Source organism: Pseudoalteromonas phenolica, assembly GCF_005886345.1.
GTDB lineage: Bacteria > Pseudomonadota > Gammaproteobacteria > Enterobacterales > Alteromonadaceae > Pseudoalteromonas > Pseudoalteromonas phenolica_A.
Genome location: NZ_PNEC01000032.1, coordinates 59,566 through 83,596, shown reverse-complemented (window position 1 = coordinate 83,596; position 24,031 = coordinate 59,566). Strand labels below are relative to the sequence as shown.

General features: G+C 40.4%; 22 protein-coding genes. 7 read left to right on the top strand and 15 right to left on the bottom strand.

Features of this window, described 5'->3' with window-relative positions:
* Positions 1-6 precede the first annotated feature (6 nt).
* The gene (locus CWB72_RS12650; protein ID WP_138631879.1) at positions 7-2,382 is read right to left on the bottom strand and encodes a hypothetical protein; all 2,376 of its coding nucleotides are present in this window, start codon (positions 2,380-2,382) and stop codon (positions 7-9) included.
* Positions 2,369-3,235 (bottom strand): ABC transporter ATP-binding protein, encoded by an 867-nt coding sequence (locus CWB72_RS12645; protein WP_138631877.1) that lies wholly within the window; start codon positions 3,233-3,235, stop codon positions 2,369-2,371. Before CWB72_RS12645 ends, CWB72_RS12650 begins: the two co-directional genes overlap by 14 nt.
* 662 nt (positions 3,236-3,897) lie before the next feature.
* Here CWB72_RS12645 and CWB72_RS12640 point away from each other — a divergent pair.
* Positions 3,898-4,968 carry a sensor histidine kinase gene (locus tag CWB72_RS12640; protein WP_171037296.1) on the top strand — a complete coding sequence of 357 codons (1,071 nt, stop codon included), beginning with the start codon at positions 3,898-3,900 and terminating at the stop codon, positions 4,966-4,968.
* Entirely contained in the window at positions 4,965-5,648 is a 684-nt protein-coding gene (locus tag CWB72_RS12635; protein WP_171037295.1) for a LytR/AlgR family response regulator transcription factor, read from the top strand. Before CWB72_RS12640 ends, CWB72_RS12635 begins: the two co-directional genes overlap by 4 nt.
* Before the next feature lie 53 nt (positions 5,649-5,701).
* On the opposite strand, the gene CWB72_RS12630 is transcribed toward CWB72_RS12635, so the two are convergent.
* Positions 5,702-7,459, bottom strand: a complete 1,758-nt coding sequence (locus CWB72_RS12630) for an endonuclease (RefSeq protein WP_252371552.1) — start codon at positions 7,457-7,459, stop codon at positions 5,702-5,704.
* A 660-nt stretch (positions 7,460-8,119) separates the two neighbouring features.
* Here CWB72_RS12630 and CWB72_RS12625 point away from each other — a divergent pair.
* Entirely contained in the window at positions 8,120-9,088 is a 969-nt protein-coding gene (locus tag CWB72_RS12625) for a dihydrodipicolinate synthase family protein (protein WP_138631871.1), read from the top strand.
* A gap of 95 nt (positions 9,089-9,183) precedes the next feature.
* Here the strand turns inward: CWB72_RS12625 and CWB72_RS12620 are convergent, their stop codons facing one another.
* From CWB72_RS12620 to CWB72_RS12585, 8 genes are all read right to left on the bottom strand, one after another.
* Positions 9,184-9,684 (bottom strand): GNAT family N-acetyltransferase, encoded by a 501-nt coding sequence (locus CWB72_RS12620; protein WP_138631870.1) that lies wholly within the window; start codon positions 9,682-9,684, stop codon positions 9,184-9,186.
* A gap of 152 nt (positions 9,685-9,836) precedes the next feature.
* Positions 9,837-10,883 (bottom strand): acyltransferase family protein, encoded by a 1,047-nt coding sequence (locus CWB72_RS12615; RefSeq protein ID WP_138631869.1) that lies wholly within the window; start codon positions 10,881-10,883, stop codon positions 9,837-9,839.
* Positions 10,884-10,949: 66 nt separating this feature from the next.
* Positions 10,950-11,435 carry a hypothetical protein gene (locus tag CWB72_RS12610; protein ID WP_138631868.1) on the bottom strand — a complete coding sequence of 162 codons (486 nt, stop codon included), beginning with the start codon at positions 11,433-11,435 and terminating at the stop codon, positions 10,950-10,952.
* 113 nt (positions 11,436-11,548) lie between these two features.
* A complete protein-coding gene (locus CWB72_RS12605; RefSeq protein WP_138631867.1) occupies positions 11,549-12,046 on the bottom strand; it encodes a hypothetical protein in 498 nt (165 codons plus the stop codon).
* 112 nt (positions 12,047-12,158) lie between these two features.
* Positions 12,159-12,458, bottom strand: a complete 300-nt coding sequence (locus tag CWB72_RS12600) for a hypothetical protein (protein ID WP_138631866.1) — start codon at positions 12,456-12,458, stop codon at positions 12,159-12,161.
* A gap of 2 nt (positions 12,459-12,460) precedes the next feature.
* Positions 12,461-12,709: a hypothetical protein gene (locus tag CWB72_RS12595; protein WP_138631865.1), complete on the bottom strand. Its 249-nt coding sequence runs from the start codon at positions 12,707-12,709 to the stop codon at positions 12,461-12,463.
* A 114-nt stretch (positions 12,710-12,823) separates the two neighbouring features.
* Positions 12,824-13,054, bottom strand: a complete 231-nt coding sequence (locus CWB72_RS12590; RefSeq protein WP_138631863.1) for a hypothetical protein — start codon at positions 13,052-13,054, stop codon at positions 12,824-12,826.
* Between the two features lie 146 nt (positions 13,055-13,200).
* Positions 13,201-13,656, bottom strand: a complete 456-nt coding sequence (locus CWB72_RS12585; RefSeq protein ID WP_138631861.1) for a hypothetical protein — start codon at positions 13,654-13,656, stop codon at positions 13,201-13,203.
* A gap of 289 nt (positions 13,657-13,945) precedes the next feature.
* On the opposite strand from CWB72_RS12585, the gene CWB72_RS12580 reads away from it, so the two are divergent.
* From CWB72_RS12580 to CWB72_RS12565, 4 genes are all read left to right on the top strand, one after another.
* Positions 13,946-14,392, top strand: a complete 447-nt coding sequence (locus CWB72_RS12580) for a hypothetical protein (RefSeq protein ID WP_130256906.1) — start codon at positions 13,946-13,948, stop codon at positions 14,390-14,392.
* A gap of 72 nt (positions 14,393-14,464) precedes the next feature.
* Complete coding sequence (gene secD / locus CWB72_RS12575) at positions 14,465-16,351, top strand: protein translocase subunit SecD (protein WP_138631859.1); 1,887 nt, start codon at positions 14,465-14,467, stop codon at positions 16,349-16,351.
* The gene (secF, locus tag CWB72_RS12570; protein WP_138631857.1) at positions 16,344-17,246 is read left to right on the top strand and encodes a protein translocase subunit SecF; all 903 of its coding nucleotides are present in this window, start codon (positions 16,344-16,346) and stop codon (positions 17,244-17,246) included. The genes secD and secF overlap by 8 nt, the downstream gene beginning before the upstream one ends.
* Before the next feature lie 219 nt (positions 17,247-17,465).
* Positions 17,466-18,992: an alkaline phosphatase D family protein gene (locus tag CWB72_RS12565; RefSeq protein ID WP_240701019.1), complete on the top strand. Its 1,527-nt coding sequence runs from the start codon at positions 17,466-17,468 to the stop codon at positions 18,990-18,992.
* An 81-nt stretch (positions 18,993-19,073) separates the two neighbouring features.
* Here the strand turns inward: CWB72_RS12565 and CWB72_RS12560 are convergent, their stop codons facing one another.
* The 4 genes from CWB72_RS12560 to CWB72_RS12545 all read right to left on the bottom strand — a co-directional run bounded on the left by CWB72_RS12560 (position 19,074) and on the right by CWB72_RS12545 (position 23,961).
* Positions 19,074-20,327, bottom strand: coding sequence for an adenylate/guanylate cyclase domain-containing protein (locus CWB72_RS12560; RefSeq protein WP_138631855.1), 1,254 nt, complete (start codon positions 20,325-20,327; stop codon positions 19,074-19,076).
* 156 nt (positions 20,328-20,483) lie between these two features.
* Positions 20,484-22,583 (bottom strand): S8 family serine peptidase, encoded by a 2,100-nt coding sequence (locus CWB72_RS21150; protein WP_138631853.1) that lies wholly within the window; start codon positions 22,581-22,583, stop codon positions 20,484-20,486.
* 395 nt (positions 22,584-22,978) lie between these two features.
* Positions 22,979-23,509 (bottom strand): GNAT family N-acetyltransferase, encoded by a 531-nt coding sequence (locus CWB72_RS12550; protein WP_138631851.1) that lies wholly within the window; start codon positions 23,507-23,509, stop codon positions 22,979-22,981.
* An 8-nt stretch (positions 23,510-23,517) separates the two neighbouring features.
* On the bottom strand, positions 23,518-23,961 hold the full coding sequence (locus CWB72_RS12545) for a GNAT family N-acetyltransferase (protein WP_138631849.1): 444 nt from the start codon (positions 23,959-23,961) through the stop codon (positions 23,518-23,520).
* Between the last annotated feature and the right edge of the window lie 70 nt (positions 23,962-24,031).

Genomic DNA, 24,031 nt, shown 5'->3' with positions numbered 1-24,031 from the left:
AATAGATCATTCATGCAAAATTATTCTGGGCTCAGACTGCCAAACAACATCCAACTCAATAGGTTGGCTTGTTTGATACTGATAAAACTTTCTGCCATCTTCTTGCCACTGTTTTACCATTACACCTGGTGCTTGGCTTTCATGCTTCAATTGGGTGGAGAGTGTTGTTCTTAGCATAGCTTTAACAGGCACTCCCGTTTGAGATGGCTCTGCAATTAACCCTTTGTTTGCTCTTTCTAAAGGATCTTGAATTTCAAACTCAGGTTGATAACCAACCATAGGTAAAATTGATTGCGCCGCGATTTGTGACCACTTAGGTTTAATTATCAAGTGCTCTGAACTTGGCCAAAACATTACTTGCTTGAGCATTAAGCTCACTTTCAGGTTAAGCGACTGCCCTACCTCTAATGGTTTAGCTAATCTAATTTCATACTGATTGAGTTTAGGTGGCTTTATTTCCCCTTCTCTGTTTATCAGAGTCAAACTCCAGTTTGTATGATTGCCATCTCGACTAACTAAAAACTGACTGATTGGATATTCACTGGTATTTTCTAGCGTGTATTGAACATCAAAGTATGCTTTGCCTTGCTCTGGATAAAACGCGATTTTAGTGTCTAATTCTGTCATTGTTGGTTGAGGTAAGTCGGCAAAGTGCCTGAAGGTTTGCTCGTAATCCGCTTGCCACTGCATTCTTTGCTTTTGATAGGTCAAAGGCTTTTCATTGGTGATTTGAATGTGCATAACGCTACCGGCTCCGAGCGTTAGTAACGCCATCGCAACTGCTGGCATGGTCCAAATTTTTTTATTCATCACATACCCTGCCCCTCTATGTGACAGCTTTACAGCAAATACACAAAGCGTTGCAGCGACCAGACTCCAAAACAGCATAAATGGTAAAAATACCTGTTCACTCTCTAAAAACAGCTTTGTTTGAGAGGCAGGTTGCAATGGTGAACCCGCAATATTCCAGAGTAAGTGTGTTATTCCTAGCGCCGAAGTGATGGGTGTGAACTTAATAATTAGCAATGCAAATATACACAGCCCTGCTTTAATCACAGATTTAGCAATATGGTGAATACATACAAATATCACAGCCAACAACGCTTGTGGTACTAGACTAAATATTATTTGCTGTACATAGTGCAACAGCGAAATATCACTCCCCGCTATGAGCTCAGCCATTAGGCTCGCGACTCCCATAACCACAGTTAAAACCAGTAAGCAAATTAACAATGTAATCATATCTGCCATGATTTTTTGCCAATTACTGATTGGTGTCGAAGACAATACATCTGCAAACTGGTTACGCTGTGTATGCCAACAAACTAGCCCGCTCCACAGCGCCAAACACACTGAAGTAAAAAGCAAATATACATCCCAGGCGACGGCATTGAGTGCCGTTATGCTGTTATTGAGATTATGAGCTTGAGCTGAAAGCAACGTTGAAAGTGCCTCATTAAGAACAATACTGGCCCAAATGACCAAAATGACAGGGGTAAGCTTTGAGCTCAACAACACTTTAAAGTTTAAGAAAAGCAGATGAACAACAGGCAGATCGGGCAGACGCTTATAAACATGGCGTCTGGTTTTTTCCTGCGCAGGCTTAACCGCCTTTTTATTATTGTGCTCAACATTTAAATTAATACTGACTTTAGACAAAGCCAAAAACACAAGCACACCCACTATAAAATAAACGATTCTATTAACTATAAAGGGCACATTTGAAGCTTGATCACTAACATTGATATCTAACAAAGGCGTTATACCAAACGGATCTGCCCAGAGCATGAACGTGTAAAACACCTCACTCACTATCGCGCTGCCCGATAAAAACTGAAACCCTAAAATACCGCCAATGACTATGTAAACAATGCCTTCGGCAGCACTGATGGCATACAAGGTAAACGGCGTACATGACCGTTTAACCAAATAAAAGGCGATTAATATCAGCAAAAAACTACTTTGAACAATGCCAAATAGACTGATCAAAAAGAAGCTTTGCAAACCCATCAACCAAGTTGTTTGACTTGCAAATACACCACAGACGACTACAAAGCCGAACAACATGGGAAAACTTAAAATAGCGGTCGATACAAACACTCTGGTACGCCATCGCACCCGAAAAGACACAGGGGTTACATCGATAAGCACCATCATGTTCGACGTACTGTCTCTAAATAGTAAAGTGACCGCAATTACGGCAAAAGCCGCTGGCATTATCAACATTTGCAAAAGCGCATACACTTGGTAGAGCTCATTGAGAGTGCTTAGTTCATGCAGACTACCTAGGCCGATTAGGGTGTTTAATAAGCTCACAGCTATAGTGACCACCCACACGATTGGCTGTCGGTAAGCGTATCTCAACTCATTATTTATTAGCATGACGCGCCTCCTTTTTATGAAGCTCTAAAAAATAACGGTCTTCTAATTTTGCCAGTTGAAGGCGTGCATTCGCAGTAGGCTGTTGCTCACTATAAATTCGCCACGATGGCTTGCCATATTTATAGCTTTTACTTAAAACCTGAGCATGGCTAGTAGGAAGCGTATCACACAACCATATTTTGTTATTTAGCGGCGCGATTAAGGTTTCTACATCATTGCTGTCGATGATTTGGCCTTCTATCAACATAGCAACGTGATGACAAAGGTTTTCAATGTCTTCAACTATGTGGGTAGAGAGAATGATTAATTTATCAGCGCTTATTTCAACTAAAACATCATGTAAACGCTCACGCTCTGCGGGGTCGAGCCCTGACGTTGGTTCATCCATGATCAGTAATTTGGGTTCGCCGAGTAAAGCTTGAGCAATACCAAAGCGCTGCTTCATCCCCCCTGAAAAAGTCGAAACATGGCGTTTAGCAACTGAAGTTAAATTTGTCAGCGCTAATAGTTCTGGAATTTGCTTTTTGTATTGCTTTGCCGATAACCCTTTTAACACTGCAATATGGGTTAATAGTGCTTCGCAAGACATATTGGGATACACACCAAAATGCTGAGGTACATAGCCTAATTGTTTGCGTAGCATAGAAGGGTCTTGCAAACATGATTTGCCTAAAAACGCATAGTCGCCTTGATCTGGCGCTTGTAAGCAGGCAAGCGTTCGCATCAGGGTTGATTTACCGGCGCCATTTGGTCCTAGTAAGCCAACCATGCCTTTGTGTAATTCTAGATTAATCTGCTTTAGGGCATGTGTGCCGTCAGGATATTGTTTATTTATGTCAGTTAAAACTAGCATGTACCACCTCTGTTCAACTTTGTTCAGTGGTTTTATGCTATTGAGTCAATTGATGACTGACTATTACTTGATGACGTCTTGCTTTGTTTAAATGATAAAGCGCAAAAATGGCTTTTCATCATTTAAAAATGCACTTTCGTCACTTCAAAAGCGCTCTAGGTCGCCTTATATTGTGTGTTTAAGATATAGTGGCCTTATCTACTTTTCGCAGTAAACTTTTTATAAACAGCGTTATGAGCCAATTGTTCCAAAGCAGCCCGACACTATTTATCTCACGGTTTGTGCCTATGCTATGCGCGCTCATGATAGTGACTCACTTACAATTTTTGTCAGCAAAACAGACAAGCGCTTTAGCGTATATAAGCACATTCATTGAAGTCGGTATGATGAGTTTGCCTATGCTACTTGCTCATTTAGCTACTTATAATAAGTACATATTGAAGCGGCTTATTTATTGGTCTCTTGGTTTCGTTGTTTACCCCGTCGCCCTTTTTACCTTACAAACACTGCAACCAACTTTTTTGAATGCTCACCTTAGTTTTGATGGCGTAATGATTTTTATTGGCTTGAGTCTGTGTAGTATCTTTATACCTTTGGTCAAATTTAAGTTGAGGAGCATAAATAGTGGGTACTTACAAACCATAAAAATTGAAGACCTATTTATGCTTATAGCCCTAGGGGCTTGGGTTATTTTGATGTGTTTAGCCAACAGCCATGATGAAGCTTTAACACTCACCCCTAATACCCTAGTTATCAGCCTAGACGTAGGAGTGACAGAGTTTAAAGCGCTTATTTGGACTGGCATACAATCTAGTATTATTGCAGCACTTATCTGGGTAATTTATTGGTTGAACAAGCGTTTTCTCATCGCAAAACTACTTGGGCAATTCGGTTTATTTAATTATTTGTGCGGTACATTCGTCTACTTACTTATCTGCACACCGGTTGTGTTTTCCCTCATTAATGTATTACCCATATCTGGGCAAACATTGTTACTCATACCTTCAAATGCACAAGGTATTTTTCAACCACAAAACTATGTGTTTACTTTCAGCTTAATAGCACTTAGCACCCCGATTATTCTGCTCTGTCGACACCACAGAACAGAGCGCAAGCTGTTCGAATTAGAACAGCAAAACAAACAGGCTGAGCTCACTTTGCTGCAACAGCAAATAAACCCACATTTTTTGTTCAATTCACTTAACAATATTTATGGCAAAGTGCTTTGCCAGTCTGACGATGCGCCAAACTTGATCGAGCACTTATCGAGTTTGCTGCAGCATTCTGTCTATAGAGGGCACAAAGACTTTGTACCCCTTGAAGATGAGCTCAACTACATCAGACACTTTATTGAGCTACAAAAAGTGAGATTAAGCGGCAATATTAACTTGAGTATTAACCTACCAAGATTCAACAACTCAGCACATCAAATCACACCACTGCTACTCATTGTGCCCATTGAAAATGCTTTTAAACACGCAATAGCCAATAGCCTTGAGCGTTGCAATATTCGAATTGACTGTAAGCTAGATGGTAATCGCTTAGCCTTAATCTGCGAAAACAGTTTTAGCGAGCAAATGGCCGAAGATATGAAGCAAAACAAGGAGCATACCGGCGTTGGCTTACAAAATTTAAGCAAACGGCTTTCTCTCATTTATGCTAATAATCACCAATTAAACTATGGTCCTAAGGGCGATCATTGGCAATGCAATTTAGAAATAGAGCTAACATGAAACATAAAGTTGTATTGATAGATGATGAGCCGATTGCACACCAAGTGCTGCTTCATCATTTAAAAAAGTACCCTAATTTTGAGGTTGTCGCTCAGTGCTATAGTGCCGTTGAAGCGTTGCAAGTATTAGCCAATCAAGACATTGATTTATTATTTTTAGATATCAATATGCCTGCCCTAACTGGTATTGAGATGCTAAAAGTTGTTAAACAGTGCCCGCCAGTGATCATCGTTAGCGCCCACCCTGAATATGCCATAGATGGCTTTGAACTCAATGTGGTCGACTATTTATTAAAACCCGTCAATGAAACTCGTTTTGCGCAAGCTATTGATAAGCTCTCTTTTGTAGCGACCAGCTTAAGTGCAGCAACGTCTTTAACCCTCAAAGTAGGTAGAAGTCTAGAAAAAGTCACCCTTATAGACATTACATACCTCGAATCTTACGGTAACTATGTAAAAGTATGGGTTAAAGACAACATGATACTCGCCAATACCACGCTAAAATCTTTAATCGATGAATTACCAAGAGAAAACTTCTTACAAATCAATAAATCAACGGTGATTAATTTAACGCACATCCATAGCGTTACAAACAAAGACGTTACGCTCAGTGATGGACAAACTAAGAAAGTCAGCAAGCTATTTATTGATGACACAAAAGTATTGCTAAAAAGCAGCTAAGCAAATTCAATAAAAAAGCCCGCTTAACAAAGCGGGCTGCTTACTAAAAAACCTTAGTTAATCTTAATCGACCAAGCGTTTAATGTGCCTACATCTTGGTTATAGTGATCTTGCACTCTTAATTGCCAAGTGCCTTTTACACTACCCGACAAATTCACCGTGTAAGACTCAACGACATTATCAGCACTATCGCGACCATTATAATTCTTAAGTTGATATTGAGCACCTGTTGGCGAGGTCAACACTAGACTAATATCACCACGGTATGTATGGCTAATATTCACCTTTACGGTTGCAGTGCCAGATGTCGTTGAGTTATCAACATCAAGCGTTGATGTCATTGCGCTGTTGTCAGGAATAGAAGAAACACTATCCATTTCAAAGAATGTTTCTTCAACCACAGGTTCAGTAACAGGTGTACCGCCATTAAAGCTTTGACCTGAGTTCACTTGATTGTACGTTGAAGCAGTTACTTGCCAAGTGAAATCACTGTACTTTGAACCTGAGCCAGTAAGTTGTAGCGCGTGGCCTACTGCAGTAGATGACGTTTCAGATACAGGAATTGCTGTTGAAGATTGACCCTGCGCTGCACCATCGGTTGCAGTAAAGGTACCTTCATAACTTAAGAATTGAACCAACTTACCGGTGTTATCTACTAACGCAATACCATCTGGGCCACCATTTTGTAGGCCACTTATAGCGAAGAATTTAGTACCAAAACCAGATTGTTGATCAGCTAAAGTGCCTGATAGTGAAATAGTTTTGTATGCCGCACCGCCGTTGCCGTTATAAGCTACTAGCTGCCAACCACTTAGATCTACACCTGCAGCGCCTGCGATTTCAACACCTTCGTTTACATCTGAACCATTGTTGTCATAGTGGAGTTCGTTTATCCAAGGTGTTGCGTCACTGCTACCTGTGTCACCTCCACCAGTATCGCCACCGCCAGTTCCAGTGCCTGCACCTACGCCTGAACAATCACTTTCAAAGATACATGCTGCAAATTCAGGGTGATCGATAAATGGGTTACGGTTACCTTGATACTGGAAAATTACATCGTTACGACGGCGCTCAAAATCATCAACTGGATCGTCTTTGTGCCATTGAATAAGCACTGTTTTTAAACCCATATAAGCAACAGCTTCATTACCGCCGGTCTTAGAGGCTTCAATTTTACTGCGATCATCGGTCAAAATAAGATCAGGCTCTACAAAACCATTGGCATTTGTACCACCTTCATAGCGCACTGCTAAGTACATTAATGCACGGGCTACATCACCACGACGGCCCGGCCAAGTTTGCCAAATACCATCTAACGGACCTGAACCCATAGTTAGATTCACTTCAGATGATGATCCACCGCGGTTATTATTTATATCAGTGGTTTTTGTTGAGCAAGACGCACTAGTACAGTTTGCATAAGGTTTGTTATTTCTGCTCGAATTGTAGCTACTATTTGAAATAAATAAGTGATGTAGGTCTGTATATGCCAAATTTTGACTGCCATCTTTTGGAAAACCATAAGATTTCGGCCAAGAGTGCTCGCGATTGTAGTTAGTATTACCACCACCCACTTTGGTGTAAACTGCATTTTTATATACATCAACAACTTGAGAGTTGTTATCTGGGTTTTCATCGGCTTTTTCTAGTACGTCCCAAGTATCTGTATTTGATGATGTATAAGGAATTTTTGTGTGACCCTTAATAATTATATGCAAGCTTTGTTTCAGTGTTGTTGCATTTGCATTATCAATGTTCTGGTAATAGTTTTGTGGCGCAGCAGCCAAGGATACACCTGACAACGTGCTCATAAGCATTGCCATAGATGTCAATCTAAGTGAGAGTTTCATAATTAACCGTGTGTTTTAATTAAGATTTATTTTTATATTCACCTTCCTTTGCAAACCGCTTCCAAAAGCTGACCCCATGCCAGCGCGCAGAAGTATACACTCTAATTTATTACAAAAAGATAACAAAAGAATAAATTATCTAACGTGTCAACGCTGTCAAAATTTCAATAATAAAAATAATTTATATTAAACAAGCGGTTAACTTGTTTACAATTATTTACCAAAAAAAGATCCCTTACGGACTAAAGACATTGAGATTGCAAGATCTAGGTGATAGCAAGAATTGTTAGAGGTTTACTTTTACTGATGAAAAGCTTAATTGCAGTTTAGATAATTTTAAAAATGCAGGGCTGAGCTGTGAATATGAGAGTCATGTTATTCAACTGACGTATGTGACTGTTAAAACCAAAAAAGAAGCTAGTTTTTGAAGATTGCATTAATTTTTTTATCATGAAAACCGAATTAGTAAATAAAGAAAAACACAATAAAAACTGAGACTTGAAAGAAATTAAACACGCCGCCCTCTGTCTTTGTTAAGGCTAATTTCACTGATAAGGTGTATTTTGTATATTTTATACGATATAGTTTGTTTAACAGAGAATTTTGACAGAAGGTAATACGATGCAAACAAATAGTACAGATTGGCGTTATACAGTGATGCCAGCCGTGTTTACATGGCTAAAAGAAACAGACTCAGGTGACCTTGAAATCGATCTAGCTGCAACACAAAAATACGCTGCAGATATTCTAAGAGTTGAAGGCAAAGGTGGTACTAGAATGGGCGGACTAGTCGGCTCTGGTACGCTTGGCGAAAATAGCTACCTAAGCACTGAGCAGCGCCTTTCTTTACTTAAAGCCCTTTCTGAAGTTGCTAAAGAGTTCAATGTGCCTTTAATCAGTGGTGCTGCTGCAGAAACAAAAGAAGCACTTGCCAAAATCGTCACTGAGCTTGCAACAGTCGGCGTAGACACTGTGATGGTTATGCCTCCAAAAACCACACAAGCCCCTTCTGATGAAGAGATGTACGCCTATTATGCGCTTGCTGCAACTGCTGCAAAAGAAGCAGGCGTAACCATTATGCCTTACAACAATCCTGACGCGGCGGGTTACCATGCCCTATCGACAGATATCCTTAGAAAATTATCTGCGCTACCAGAAGTAACGGCACTTAAAATTTCGACAACAGATGTATCTGTCATTGAAACTCTGATGTTAGAAAACAAAGACTCAAAGATCTTAGCGGGTGTTGACACAGTAACTGTACATGCTGGTTTAGCTGGCGCATGTGGTGGCATTACGGGTGTTGGTTGTATCTTCCCTAAAGCCAGCGTAACGATGCAAGAATATGTTAATAATGGCCAATGGGCTGAAGCAAACCAGATTTCACAAGCTATGAACTCAATCTCATATCTTGATGCTCAACCTCTGCTTTTAGAATACCTAAAGTTTGCATTTGGTGTTCACCACAATGATGCAGAAGGTGGTCTTCGTACTCTAGGTAAGAAGTTAACAGCTGAGCAAATTGATGACGTCCGCGCTAGGTATCTACTTGCAAAAGAACGACTTGAAGCTCTAGGCTTAGCAGAATAATTCCTTAAGATAAACAAAGCCCCAATTTATGGGGCTTTTTTATATCTAAAACGTGTGCAAAAAGCTCATCACATCTAAGCAGTAGCTGTGCTTGCTTATAGATCGAAAGACAAAATTACACTCTTCTGCGAGCCTGCTGATCTCTTCTCTGGATCATAAAAAGTATCAACGATTTCAAAGCCAGCTTTACGCATCATGCCTGCTGAGGCTAGGTTTTCTTCATGCCTTTCGATCAATACCTTCTTGGCATAGTGCACTTTTGCTTCCAGTATGCATTCCTTCAATAACTTAGTCGCAATGCCCTTCCCTGCATGATGTGAAGAAACAACCACATCGCCCACAAATTTCATTTGTTCAAGTGGCGAATATTTCTCTAGGTAACGTGGTCCAACTAACCCATCTATCAAAACGGCAAAACCAATAATCTCAGAGTCAACAACCGCTATAATCGCTTGCGCATCACCACGCTCAATCAGCGCAAACTCATCATTCACGCCTTCTGGCGTTAAGTAGTTCCATTCATTTGGGCCAAACTCCCAAAGGAGTGATTTAAGTTTATCTATTTCTTGAGTTGAAGCTTTACGGAATAAGGCCATTACAACATCCTTATAATAATTAAGAGGTTTTATGAATCAGTAAGTATAGGTAATAAAATCAATGAGAAAGAAGTGCAAGTCAAGCCTTTTTCGCCAACTCCCTGCAACTAACAGTCCCATTTAAAAATAGCAATTTGATTACGTACTCATCATCATTGAGAAGTGCAATTTGTGACTTTTTCAGTGTTTAGCTGGCTAGTTTTACTGCCTCGAATTAACTTAGCAATAGGCTTTTCAAAGTACCTAAATGAAATATATGCGACCAATATACTCATTGATAAAGACGCTAATAGTTTCAGCTCAACAGAAAAATCTAACTTGTTTACCTGCACAATAATGGGCATATGCAATAAATAAAATGAGTACGAGATCTTCCCGAAGAAGTCGCCAAACTTATTCGCTAAGAGCACATTATTATTTGGCACCAAAAACACCACACAAAAGAAAACTGTACTCATCACTAACAACACTTCGTAGCTTAACCACATTCTGCGTTTTGCATCAGAGGTGATTGTTGTCAAATCTGGATACATCAGTGGAATTAAGCAAAGCGCCAATATAAACCAATGCTTTTTAAGGTACTCTGGAATTTTCAGCCTTCTATAATGCATCCCAAAAATAACGCCAACAAAAAAGTACGGTAAGCTTCTGAGAACATTAAATGCGTTATAAGGAACCCCATTGATATCACCGTATATTCTCGGAAAGTTGAATAAAAACAGTAAAATCATCACTGCAAAAATTAAAAGATAAATGTAGCCTTTCCTATTCTTTGCACACATCCAGAAAAGGATAAACATGAAGTAAAACTGTATCTCAGGTGAGATTGACCAAAGCACGCTTTCGCCGTAAAGGAATAATAAATGCCCTAAGAGGGTATGGAGATCAGAAATAGTATAAAGCGTATTTTTACCAGTGCTAGACAGAAAATAAGAGCCAAATACAACGGCTAAATACAGAGGTAAAACCCTACAAGCTCTAGCTAAAAAGTAATCCTGTATATTAGCCTGAGTAAAGTCTCTGTCTAAATAGAGGTAGGCCATTAAGAAGCCACTTAACAAGAAAAATAGCATAACTCCATAAGCGCCAGAGCCGCCTCCTAATACGCCATCGAGCCAGTTTGTAATGTCACTAAAATGAGTCACAAAGACAATTAGAGCGGCTAAGCCTCGCAATGTATTAAGTTTTCTAATTTCCAATGCTCTTCCCTAAGTTCACTTCTAAAGTTGAAGCAGCTAAATTCTGAGTGATGCCATAGTCTCTTTTTAGGTGCGTTTCGCATATATCCTAAGTTTCTCTATCTCCGCATCTGTTAATCTTGATTTTGGGATTGATATAACCCCCTCCTCCAAATTGAAGAAAATATTTTGAGGAAAAAAGTCGACAGAAGTTAAGTCTTCCCATTTCGTATTAAGTTTGCCTTGTCCTGAACTTCTTTCAATTTGCTCTTTATTGATTGTGAAATGATATGTGTCTTGAAGTTTTTCCTTTTTTGCAAAAGCGAGTGCTATTGATGGCATTAGAAAGTCTGCAAATAGACAGGGAATAGCATAGATTGAGAGGAGCGTAATGAGACTAATACCCCACCAGGAAAACAAAACATTGAAGTAGAAAAAGACAACACCAACAAATATTAAAATACCAGTTGGTAGATAGGTGTGGAGATGTTTATTTGGCATCACAGTCAATTGTTCTCTAAGCGCTGATTTATATTCTGCATCAGAATATTTGATTGTTAATTCAATACTCACCCTTGCTTTTCCCTTTAGTAATAACGCCCTGTTAATAGGCAAAATATAGTTGGCTAAAATTAAGCGACGAAGGAGCAAAAGCCAACTGTAATTTGTACCTATTTAATAGCTTGTTATAACACGATTTCACCGGATAAAACTTGTTTGAAACAAATCTCTTCATTTAAACTTTTGTTTTTATCAGGGTACCAACATTGATCCAGAGTTTTATAAGTATCAGCTAGTGGTAGAGGTTTAATGTTCTTCGCTTGTAGTTGACATTGTGCCTTATAAAAATAACGATAAGAAAGAATGTCATACTCCATTTGATCGGATATATCGATTTCATACACTTCTTTAGCTATTGCTTTAGTTTCATCGAGACTAAACCCAGCTTTTTCAAATGCGTCATGATGCACTAAGCCAAGCATTCTCCAACCACCTGGCTCTTTATCTTTTTGAGTTTTATTTGTTTCCTTAAGTGCCCATTTAGTGGCAACCATAGGCCCTACAGCCTCAGCAATTAAGTCGCATTTAGAGTTTTTAGGTTGTACCTGCACTTTTGAAACATTTGATGTCGAATTACATCCAGCAACAGTAAATACAATCAGGGAAAATATTAAATTACGCATCCGTTCCTCATAGTGTTATAACGCCTCGCTTAACCGGCGCAAAATAGCAGGCTAAAAATAGCGACGAAGGAGCGCAAGCCTGCTGTTTTGCGTCCATTGGTTAAAGCGTTTGTTAGGTGTTTTTTTGACCGAACAAGTATCCGAGAATCATTGTTAAAATTGGTACTATTAACTCCCAGAATTCACTTGCAGTGATTTTTGAATCAATAAAAAGAGTTAGTATCCCTGTAGCTATTAGCAGTACAGCGATAAAGCCGGCAATATTTTTAGATGCAGCTTGAGAAACTCCAAACACTTTCCCTAGTAAACCTGCTTGTAAACCTAACTTTTGAGACTCTAATGCATATTGATGTTGTGCTTCTGGTTGAATACCACTTTTAGGTTTAGTGGAAGCGAATTTTGTGTTATTCATAACTATTCCTCATCAGCAGGAGCTAAGCCTAAAGGAATGAGCGCGTGATATGAGATAACCGCACAATTTTGACAAGCAGTTATCGCTACTGGCATGTCATAATCCATATTATCTGGACTATCACCTAACTCTTGTTTGCTATATCCCACAAATTCAATCTTTGTATGACCACATCTATGACAAGGCTTGTCAGCCCCGAGCTCCTCTAATTTTTGAATAACTTTTGTATTAAATTCTATCTTGGAATTCATGTTGCCTCGAAATATTTGTGAAACACCTAACGCTTAGCTAACAGGCAAAATTGAATAAGCTAAAATCGAGCGAAGCGACGAGCTTATTTAATTTTGTCCTAGTTGAGCGCCTTGTTATGCGGATTTATTCAAATTATTAAAGCGTAAAAACAATTTAGCAAAAACAAAGCCCGTTATAGAACCAACGGGAATCCAAATATACATTGGCAAATCTAAACCAGTACCACAAACCCAGCCAAAATACTCCTGCATTGCTTGTATGTTTTGAGCTATTTGATATTTAGCAATGCCAAAGCCGATAATTGCCCCTAAAGCAGGACCTAAGAGTAAAACTGGTTTTTTCATTATCAAAGCCATTTATACATTCTTAATGTACACCTTAACTGCTTACCCGCATAACGCTGCGCTTAACCGGCGCAAAATAGCAGGCTAAAATTAGCGACAGAGGAGCGCTAGCCTGCTGTTTAGCGTCCTTTTGGTTAAAGCGTTTGTTATACGGTGTTTTTTATGAACCTATTAACCTGATTATATCTTTCAACAACTTTATTCCTATCAGTATCTCTACCAAGGTTTAATTTCCCTTTAGAAAATTTGAATATAAGCTCATAGTCATCTGAACAATCACCTGATATTTCATCTATTATGATCTCTTTAATATCATCATATTTTTGATACACCTCTCCATTTTTTAATATTTCTTTCTTTATAGAGTCAAAAATGAATATTTCTTTTTTGATGAAGCGTGTTGTACAACCTGATATACACAAAATTAGAAGTATTAAAGTTACGAGAAAAAACGAAAAAAACCAGCTATCAGGCGATAAGAAATTTAAATAGTATAAGGAAGAAAAGTAACCCGCCCAGATCAAACAATACAGAAACCAAGGCAACTTATCATAAGTTACCTTAAGTTGAGCTTCATTAATTTCAGTGATTTCTGGATACATCTACAACCGTATAACAGCTTTTTCATAGGAAAAATTCCTGTTTTTGTCAGTACCAAATCGGGAATCATTCCTGTTAATTTCATCAACAATATCTTGTTTCTATCAAGTACTCAACAACTTAGAATAAGCCTGCTTAATAAACCGGCATGGTAAACGGATTTAATCGGGAATTGTAAACAGTCCCCCCATTAAACAAATTTAACTTAAAAACGCTGAATTCGATTTTATACTTGATTAAAACCAATCCGCCCTTATCATATTTGCACGTTTTTATTTTGAACTTGTTGCTTTGAACCGAATTTTAAAAATTCTTGCTGTGTTGTTTTTACTGTTTGCCGTTGCTCCGTCATCTGCCGAACAGTTTGCGCATGCGCAGAATAATGTTCAGAGCCAGACTAATTATCAAAGTCTGTTTGAAGTTGAAGTTGGTGATGAGTTTTCATCGCAGCAGCAATCTCAAAACCATCATATTACTGCCGATGATTCTGGGTTGTTTTCAATTGTTGAGCGCCCTTCTCAACAACAAGCCATTCGTTTTTTACATCCAAAACAGCAAAGCGAATTTATTTTAGTTTTTGAGCTGATGTCAGACACTTACATTAGCGAAATTCGCTTGCAAACAGACAAGCTCGAACAACCTTGGTACCAATGCAATACACGGCCAAACCACGGCTTTATTGATGCCTGTAAACCTGCCAATTTAGTTTATAAAGCGCAACTAACCTACCACGCTTAATTTCACTTATCGCAAAAAAGTCTTTTAATTTTTTCGGCAAAACTGTGTTTTGCTGCCCTAGATGAGTGAATTATGAAAAATCAATTAAACCCTAAGTCAAACAACCGTTTGACCCCATGGGCGTTGCTGTTAGTCATTGTATTTCTGGCAATTAGCGCGCTACCAAACCTTTATCCGAATAACACGGTATTAAAGGTCAGCAGCCATAACAATACGTTATCGGCGACTCAAATTAGCCAATATCTTGAAGACGCGCAATTGCCTGTGCGTGAAGCGACGGTAAATCATCAAACCGGTGAAATTCGTGTGTTGCTCGAACATCCAAAAGCAAGTGTGAATGCGCAAGCCATATTACAAAAAAAGTTACAAACACAATTACAAAACGCAGCAAACATTAGCGTGCAAAGTGAAGCAACTACACCCGCATGGCTGCAAAGCTTTAATTTATCCCCTTTAAAATTGGGCTTAGATTTAAACGGCGGCGTTTTATTTGTATTAAAAGTTGATACCGACAAAGCCCTTGAAGAGCGACTCGAAAAACTGCGTTTAGTCGCCAAAGATTATCGCATTGAGCACAAATTACGTGGTATCAAGATTGAAGCAGCCCATGATAATCGCGTGGTTATAAAAGCCAACAGTAACCAAGCAGGTAAGCTTGCTACCTTAGTTAAGCACTTAAAAACAGACTACCCAAGCCTTACGAGTGTTGAACAAAACACGGCAAGCCAAGCGATTTGGCAACTTGGTTTTGACGAAGCTAGCCAAAAGCAGATTGCTGAACAAGCAATTGGCCAAGCCATTAGTACTTTGCGCTCGCGTATCGAGCAATTGGGGATCACAGAAGCAGTCACACAACGCCAAGGTAAACAGCATATTCGAATTGAGTTGCCGGGAGTACAAGATCCAGCTGCTGCAAAACGCTTAATTGGGGCAACTGCTGAGTTGTCTTTTCATGCGTTGAAAGACATTGGTGGCCACACTTACAAGTATAAAGATGGCGGCACAACCAAATTGAACCCCTTACCTATTTTTACTGGCTCAGAGATTGAATCGGCTCAGGCTGGACGCGATGAGTCAGGACAACCGCTAGTACAACTCATGCTCTCCCCTGCTGGCGGCGATAAGATGAGTCGTTTCTCGCGACAAAACATTGGTAAGCCAATGGCCACTCTCTATGGCGAATATCACCAAAATCAAAAAGGGGATGTGGTTAAACAACAAGAAGTGATTTCGGTCGCCACCATTCAACAAGCCCTTAACCGCCAATTTAGTATCACTAATTTAGGCACCATGCAGCGTGCACAAGAGCTGGCTATGGTATTGCGTGCTGGGTCACTTCAGGCACCTATCACCATTGTTGAAGAGCAAACGATTGGCCCAAGCCTAGGCGAGCAAAACATTGAAAACGGCTTTAATGCGCTCAAATTGGGCTTAGCCATCACCCTATTATTCATGTTGGCCTGCTACGGGCGACTCGGTGTAGTCGCCATCATTGCATTGGTGGTGAATCTTGTTTGTTTACTTGGGTTAATGTCGTTATTACCGGGAGCGGTGTTAACCTTACCCGGGATCGCGGGTTTAGTACTCACTATAGGTATGGCGGTCGATACCAATGTGATTATTTTTGAGCGTATTCGTGATGAAATTAAACAAGGTGCGAGCACACTTGGCGCTTTAAAACGCGGCTATCAACATGCTATGTCGAGCATTATCGATGCGAACCTAACGACGATGATCACCGCGCTGGTTTTACTTGGTGTAGGTTATGGCCCAATCAAAGGTTTTGCTATTACGTTAGCCCTTGGGATCTTAACCAGTTTGTTCTCGGGCGTATTGGTGTCGTCTCACCTTTCGCCACTCTTTCTTAAAAATAAAAGAAAAAACGAGCATCAAAAAGATAAAAACAAGGCCCAACTTGAATCAGTAACAACAAAGAAAGAAGGAGCGCATCATGCATAATATTTGGCAGTCTGCCCGTAAAATGGGCTTTATATTTAGTCTACTTGCTATTGTTGTTAGCCTTGGCACTTTAGCCCTTAACCCCATTGTATTTGGTTTAGATTTTACGGGGGGTACCGTTTTAGACTTCACGTTAATGTCGCTAACCAGTATGAGTGAATTGCAAACCACATTAAGTACCTTAACATCAGACGCATTTAGCTTATCGCAAAGCCAAGACGGCCATTGGCGGGTGTTGTTTTTACCCGACGTGGCTTCAGATTCAATCGCCGCTTTTCAAACTGCGATTGAGTCAAAGTTAAATGCCCATATCCTAGAAAGTAAGTTTCTGGGCGCACAAGTAGGTGAAGAGCTCAAAACCAGTGGTGCACTGGCGGCTGTGTTTGCAGTGATGTCTGTGCTGATTTATTTAATGGTGCGTTTTGAGTGGCGACTCGCCGTCGCGGCAACTGTCGCGCTGTTCCACGATGTTTTACTCACCATCGCTTTATTCACTGTGCTTGGCTTAACCTTCGATTTAACGGTATTGGCAGCACTTTTAGCGATTATCGGTTACTCGCTCAACGACAGTATTATCATTGGCGACCGCATTCGTGAACTCATTCGTGCCAATCCTGAACAACCCATTGGTCATTCAATTAATGAAGCCTTGCAAAGTACATTACGCCGTACGCTGATCACCTCGTTTACCACACTTGCCACGGTTTTTGCGATTTGGTTGCTCGGAGGCGATGCCTTAAATGGTTTTGCCAGCGCCCTGTTAATTGGTTTAACTGCGGGTACCTTGTCATCTATTTTTATCAGCGCAACCTTGCCTGAATTTATGGGCTTAAGTTTTGCAAACTATCAAAACCAAGACAGCGATGAGGTGAAAAAACTACTCGCTGAGCCCTAACTAACATTTAGAGCATTTAGCTCACTCATCAACTATGAGTGAGCTTCTGTTTATATTCATAGACTTAGAAATTACTCATTTCTGAAAAAGCTGATTTAAATTAACATTTTTGTAACTTTTACGTGTTAATTCTAGCGCTCCCTTTTTTTAGAGTAATTACTTATGTCTATTTCACGTCGAAGTTTTTTGAAAGGATCAGCTCTACTGAGCGTGATGCCAATGAGTTTAACACTCTCGGGTTGTACGTTTAAAACCAACCCTTTCAGCCATGGCGTTGCCAGTGGTGATCCGCTCCATGATGCGGTGATCATTTGGACTCGAGTCACCATTCCTGAGGAAATCACTCAAGTTGTCGATATCAACAGCCTGGTATTGTCTGTGCGCTGGCAAGTATCAACATCATCTTCATTCGCGACTATCGAAACTGAAGGCAAGGTTGAAACCAGTATAGATCGAGATTTTACCGTTAAAGTCGATGTCACAGGTTTAAATGCTGATAGCATTTATTACTATCGCTTTATCATCGAAGAGCTCGATGAGCCTGTTGTATCGCCAGTCGGTCGCACCAAGACTTTACCTCAATATGATGTGTCTGAAGTAAAGCTAGCGATGACATCTTGTTCACACTTTAGCTATGGCTATTTTAACGTCTATGCTCGCATCGCAGAAATGGATGATCTCGATGCAGTTTTACACCTAGGCGACTATTTATATGAGTACGGTAACGAAGATGTTTACCGTAACCCGTTATTATGGAAGAGGCTGGTAGAGCCAAAACATGAGATGGTGTCACTCAATGATTACCGCTTACGTCATGCGACGTATAAAACAGATGAAGATTTACAAACCCTGCACCAAACCCACCCTATGATCTGTATTTGGGATGATCATGAGTTTACCAATGACACTTGGCGTGGCGGTGCGCAAAACCATAATGACAATGAAGGCGACTGGCAAACCCGTGCCAATGCAGCCATTCAAGCATATTATGAGTGGATGCCTATTCGAGAGCCTCAAAGTGGTAACCGTGAAAAGGCGTATCGCAAATTCGAATTTGGCCAGTTGCTGCATTTAAATATGCTCGATACCCGTTATGTTGGTCGCGATGAGCAAGTCGATGTGAAAGACGATGCGCGCCTTGATCCTATGCGAACTTTATTGGGCTTTGAGCAAGAGCAATGGTTAGAAGACAACCTGCTCGATGCCAAAAATAATGGCGTGAAGTGGAATTTAATTGGTCAACAAGTGCAAATTATGCAAATTCAGATGTTTGGTAAACCCATTAACGCTGATGCATGGGATGGCTATCCTGCCGCTCGAGACAGACTACTTAACTTTGTTGAACAAAGAGACATTAAAAATGTGGTGTTCTTAACTGGCGATGTACACTCATCTTGGGCTGCCGATATTGCTAAAAACCCATACGACTGGCGTGAATATAATCGCTTTACCCATGATGGTGCACTTGCCGTTGAAATTGTTACACCTTCTGTCACTTCGCCGTCAATTCCTGTACCGGGTTTGCAGCAAATAGTGGGAGATGTCGGCAATATCCTAAAACCAGAAAACCCACATATTCGTTATGTTGACCTTAAAAACCGAGGTTTTGTCACCCTTAACATCAAGCAAGACAAACTCACTTCTCAATGGCACCATGTACCAATTGTTGGTTTTAAAAATAACCAGTCATTCGTTGATAGAACCCTGTATGTTAATTCAGGCGAAGCCAAACTGCACAAATTGTAATCTGGCAATCAGCACGCGAATTTGAACACAAGGGGAGCTTAGCTCCCCTTAAAGTCATGTAGAAAAGTATTTAAATGATGTTCATAGAAAAGAATAGACATTGACTGTTTTATCTCGGCCTTTGAGTTTTACATCCGCAACCCAAGCTAAATCCGACATCTCTGATTTTTCTGCGGTGTCTTCACTGACAAGTAATACTTGCCCAAGCTCTTTGGTCTTGCTCTCTATTCTCGCTGCGACATTAACTGTGTCACCAATCACGGTGTAATCCATACAACTCAAACTCCCCACATTACCTGCAATGGCTTCACCACTGTGAATACCAATGCCAATTTCAAGCTGTGGAAGGCCCTGCTCGGCAAATTGCTTATTTAACTCAATCAATTCTTCAAGCATGCCCTTAGCTGCATCTATTGCACATTGAGCGCTATTCATTCCTGCTTGTGGTGCACCAAACACAGCCATAATCGCGTCACCGATAAATTTATCTATCATGCCATCATGTTTAAAAATAGGATTACTCATGGCTGAGAAATAACGATTTAGAATACGAGTAACTACCTCTGGTTCATTGCGTTCACATAAGGTGGTGAAATTACGAATATCGGCCATCAAAATCGTTACTTCTCGGCGCTCACCGCCCGGCTCTATGTCAACGGCACCGGTTTCAACCGCGCTAACCAGCTTTTCAGGCAAATAGCGTAATAATCTTTCGCGATGACGCAAGCGTGTATATGTATTAGTAATGTAATGAGAAATTGACCACGCGAGTAACCCCGAGAATAACACGATGATCTGTTCGTGGATCTCTATGGTTCGGTCAGTCTGGCTGTGCTCTAAAATAAGCGTTGTCGCAGCTAAACAACACAGCGTTGAAAAGTAAATAATCACACGACCTTGCCTGAATGCACTCATGACGTTAAATAGGATTAGCGCGCTGATCAGCATCAATTCAAATTGTGTTTGATGTAGATCGCGTAAGAAGTGCCCTATTTCGGCCAAATATTCCATTTCTAATGTGATCCCTAAAATAATCACATAATCGAATAAAATAGATACATACTTGAGCCAAGGCTTATAACTGCCTGTGGTTGCCCAGTGCCGAACTAGCCAACACCAACCTGCTGTTATAACCATCGACCCAAGATCGACACCGATTAAAATTAAATCCAGTCCCTGACTGAGCGTACCGACCAGTAGTTCAAGTAAAAACAGCGCCATCAAACCAAAAAAACGAATTTTGTTGATGTGGTTTTCCATTTCCATTTCGCGCTGCTGATAGCAATCTGTCAGCAATGCATCAAAGCTATCATCAATATGTTTCAACCATTTCATAAGTTTAAGTATTCTGCTTTTTTATTAAACATAGCTTGTCATAACAATGAGTACGAAAAATGAAGGCAGAAATAATGGTAGGGTATGAAAAAAGGCAATTTAGTTACCTAAATTGCCTTTGTAAAACAAAGTGTGGGAATTACTTAATTGAAACTCTTATTGTTGGCATAAACCTTTATCAGTCCAAACGTCCCATGGACCTGAGAACTGTTCTGGATTTTGACCTTGGTTCCACCACTTAGCCTGATATAAACGACCATTTAGCGATGTTTGTGCATCAGGTAAGAACACTGCGCCGGCTGTCCAAGCTGGTACACCATTACAGCCAGCATTTGAATCTGATGATACATTGACTGTCTTAGATACACGGTGAGATAAGCCCTCAGCGTCGGTTACTTCTAGGCTTACTGAGTAAGAACCTGCTTGTACATAGCTGTGTGACGGGTTAGCAAGTGAACTTGAACGACCATCTCCGAAGTTCCATGCATAAGACGCTACACCTTTATCATCCGTTGCTTGCTGAGTGAATGATACGCTCAAACCGTTAGTATTGAATGAGAACGCTGATACTGGCGCCTGGTTGTCACCGCCACCAGAGCCACTACACTTGCCTAATTTTTTCCAAACATTCGTGAATACATTAGGCTGTGCACCTGTTGACCACCAAGTTGCTTCGTACTGATAACCGTTGTAAGACACTTTGTCGCCTGCACGGTATGACTTAGTTGCCGACCATGCTGCAACACCATTACAACCACCAGTGTTACCATCTGTAATGCTGACAACAGAAGACTTACTCGCTGTTTGACCAGCTGTGTCTGTTACAGTTAGCTTAACCGTGAAATCACCTGTTCCGCTATAAGTGTGACTTGGGTTTTGCTGTGAACTGGTTGCGCCATCACCAAACTGCCAAGCATAACTAGAGATACCTTTATCGTCTGATGAACCATCAGTAAACTGAACTGTTTTACCATTCACTGCCGCAGTAAATGATGCCACTGGCGCTGTATCACCTGTGCCACCACCACAGCTTGAGTTAGCTAGATAATCATAAGCCGCTTTTGCTTGAACAATACCGTAACCATAAGAAGTATCTCGGCCCGCACTGCCCTTATCTTTTGCTGTCGCATTAAGCGCATCACGAACTTGTTGGTTAGAACAATTTGGGAAGTGACTCCATACCAATGCAGCGACACCCGATACGTGTGGGGTTGCCATCGAGGTACCACTTATACTTTTATAGCCGTTGTTATTCCAAGTCGAGTTTACATTAACACCCGGTGCTGCAATCTCAACTTGACTGTTATATTGCGAGAACGACGCTTTGCTCTCACTGCTATCAACCGCGGCAACAGATACAACTGCGTCATAAGATGCTGGATAACTCATTGAGCTGTTACCATCGTTACCCGCTGCTGCAATATGTAACATACCCTGCGCATAACTATTCGCAAATGCTTGACGTTCAGCTGATGATTGGCCAGAACCACCTAAACTCATACTGGTGATGTTTGCGCCAGCTTGCTGACATTGCTCAATGGCTTTAATTAAGTCAGAACCATATGCCCAGCGGCCTGAGTCATTGAATACTTTAACAATGTGAAGACCAAGCTGACCCGATGGGTTAACACCCACAACACCTTGACCATTACCACCAATGGCCGCAATCGTGCCCGCTACATGTGTACCGTGACCGTTGCCATCGTTATACCAGTTACCAGTATCATTACTGCCGTAGCCGTCGTCACCTGTGATCCCAGTCGATGGAAGATCTGGGTGGTTAAGCGTGTAACCTGTATCCATAATACAAACTTTACGGTTACCCGACATGTTGTCGCTCAGCTGGTTAGCTTGCACCATGCCAATACCGTAAGGCGTGCTCTCAGCTAGCAAATGACGCTTAGGATCCACTTCAATTGATACAACATCTGAACGAGACGCAATTTGCATTCTTTGTTGTAATGTCAACTCAACTGACACTGCATTAATCGATGGTAAAACTTGAACAGCTTCGGCAGCAACATCATCAGCAACCGATTGTAGACGGTTAAACTGAAGCTGCTTAGCTTGCATTGGGCTTAATTTAAATGGTAAAGCCACTGCTTGATTTTCTTTTTTCAACGTCACAATGTAACGCTGCTCTTGATCAAAATTCTCCCCTAAAACTTCAGGTAATGAACCCGAAGCATATACCGTTGGGACCAACGTACCGCAAAAAATTAAAGCTTGTGTTGTTTTATTTAGTCTTGCTTTCATGGCGATGCCTTATCTTGTTGTTTAGGTGCGCAAACGGTTAACAACCCGTTTACAAGCAACAAGGAAAGAGCAAATGTCCAGCGCTGTCAATTTGTTTTTATTTTAGGTGCAAAAGCTCTAATCGTAACGATTTCAGCTGTAAAAATTTCATTACATAGATATAGATACGTATATACGTCTAGATACACAGAGCTTGAACAAAGTTTGTACTAACTTAATTACAGCTGCACAAAATTTGTTACTAAATTGTTATAACCCAGAGTAATAAGGTATGTTTATATGATTTGAAATAGTCTAAAAGATTACACGTTTCACCGATGCCGCATTGAATAGAAATTCAACTTGAGTGAAATAAAAAACATTAAAAAGATGGGGGTATTCAGATAATTTAAACGTTAACTTACTGCTCTCTCATAACGATAATCATCAATATACTTAGAATTTATGACAACATTATTTTTCAGCTTAGCGGTTCTTATAAAACCACTCTTTTCTAGCAGTCTTATAGATGACACATTATTTACCGAGCATATTGCAATCAGTGTTTGAATGTCTAACGCAGTAACGGCAAATTTAACCAAAGCTTCAAGCGCCTCAAAAGCATACCCTCTGCCCTGTTTATTTGGACTCAATAAAAATCCAAATTCAGCTGCTCTTGTTTTGTGATCAAGTATTTTGATTGAGATATTGCCAACCTTATCGCCTGTGTTTGTTTCAGTTATCCCAAAGCATAACCAATCATGGCTGTTTCTATCCCACGGCTGAGCTAAAGCCTCAAAGCCAGCCTCGGCTTCTTCTAACGTGCTAGGATCATAACAGTGTTCCATCACCTCAGGGTCCATACATAACTCAATAAAAAGAGGTTTATCACTTTCATTTAAAGGGGCTAAGGTAAGTCTTTCAGTAACTAATATTGTTTTGTTCATTTATTTTCTTATTTTTTTGGCGCTTTAATCACAAAGCCCTTCTCGATACCCGCTTTAAAACCGACCGACTCATATACTCGGTGCGCGCCAGTCAGGTTCTCACCCGAAAGCAACATGACTTTGTAGCAATTTAGCACCCACGCTTTTTGAATGCCAAACTCGAGTACTTGTTGACTTAATCCACGACGGCGAAATTTTTCTGCGGTGATCACATGTTCAATAATGGCAAAAGGTCGCCCACCATTTGCAATACTCTTATTTAAACCCAGCGCGCAAGTTGCAGCTAACTCCCCTTCGATATCTGCCACCACTATATGTGTTTCTGGACAACGCATCATCTCTGTCCATACCTGCTCTGAAAAAGACTTTTCAAGCTCGGGGTCGTGCGGACGTAGTTCTCGGTATAAGTTGAGCACTTGTGGAAGATCTTCTAGATTTGCAAGGCGGATCATTGGTTTACTCCTTTAAACTTCAACAAACACCTATAATGAATACAAACTTATGAGATGTAAACTGCTGTTT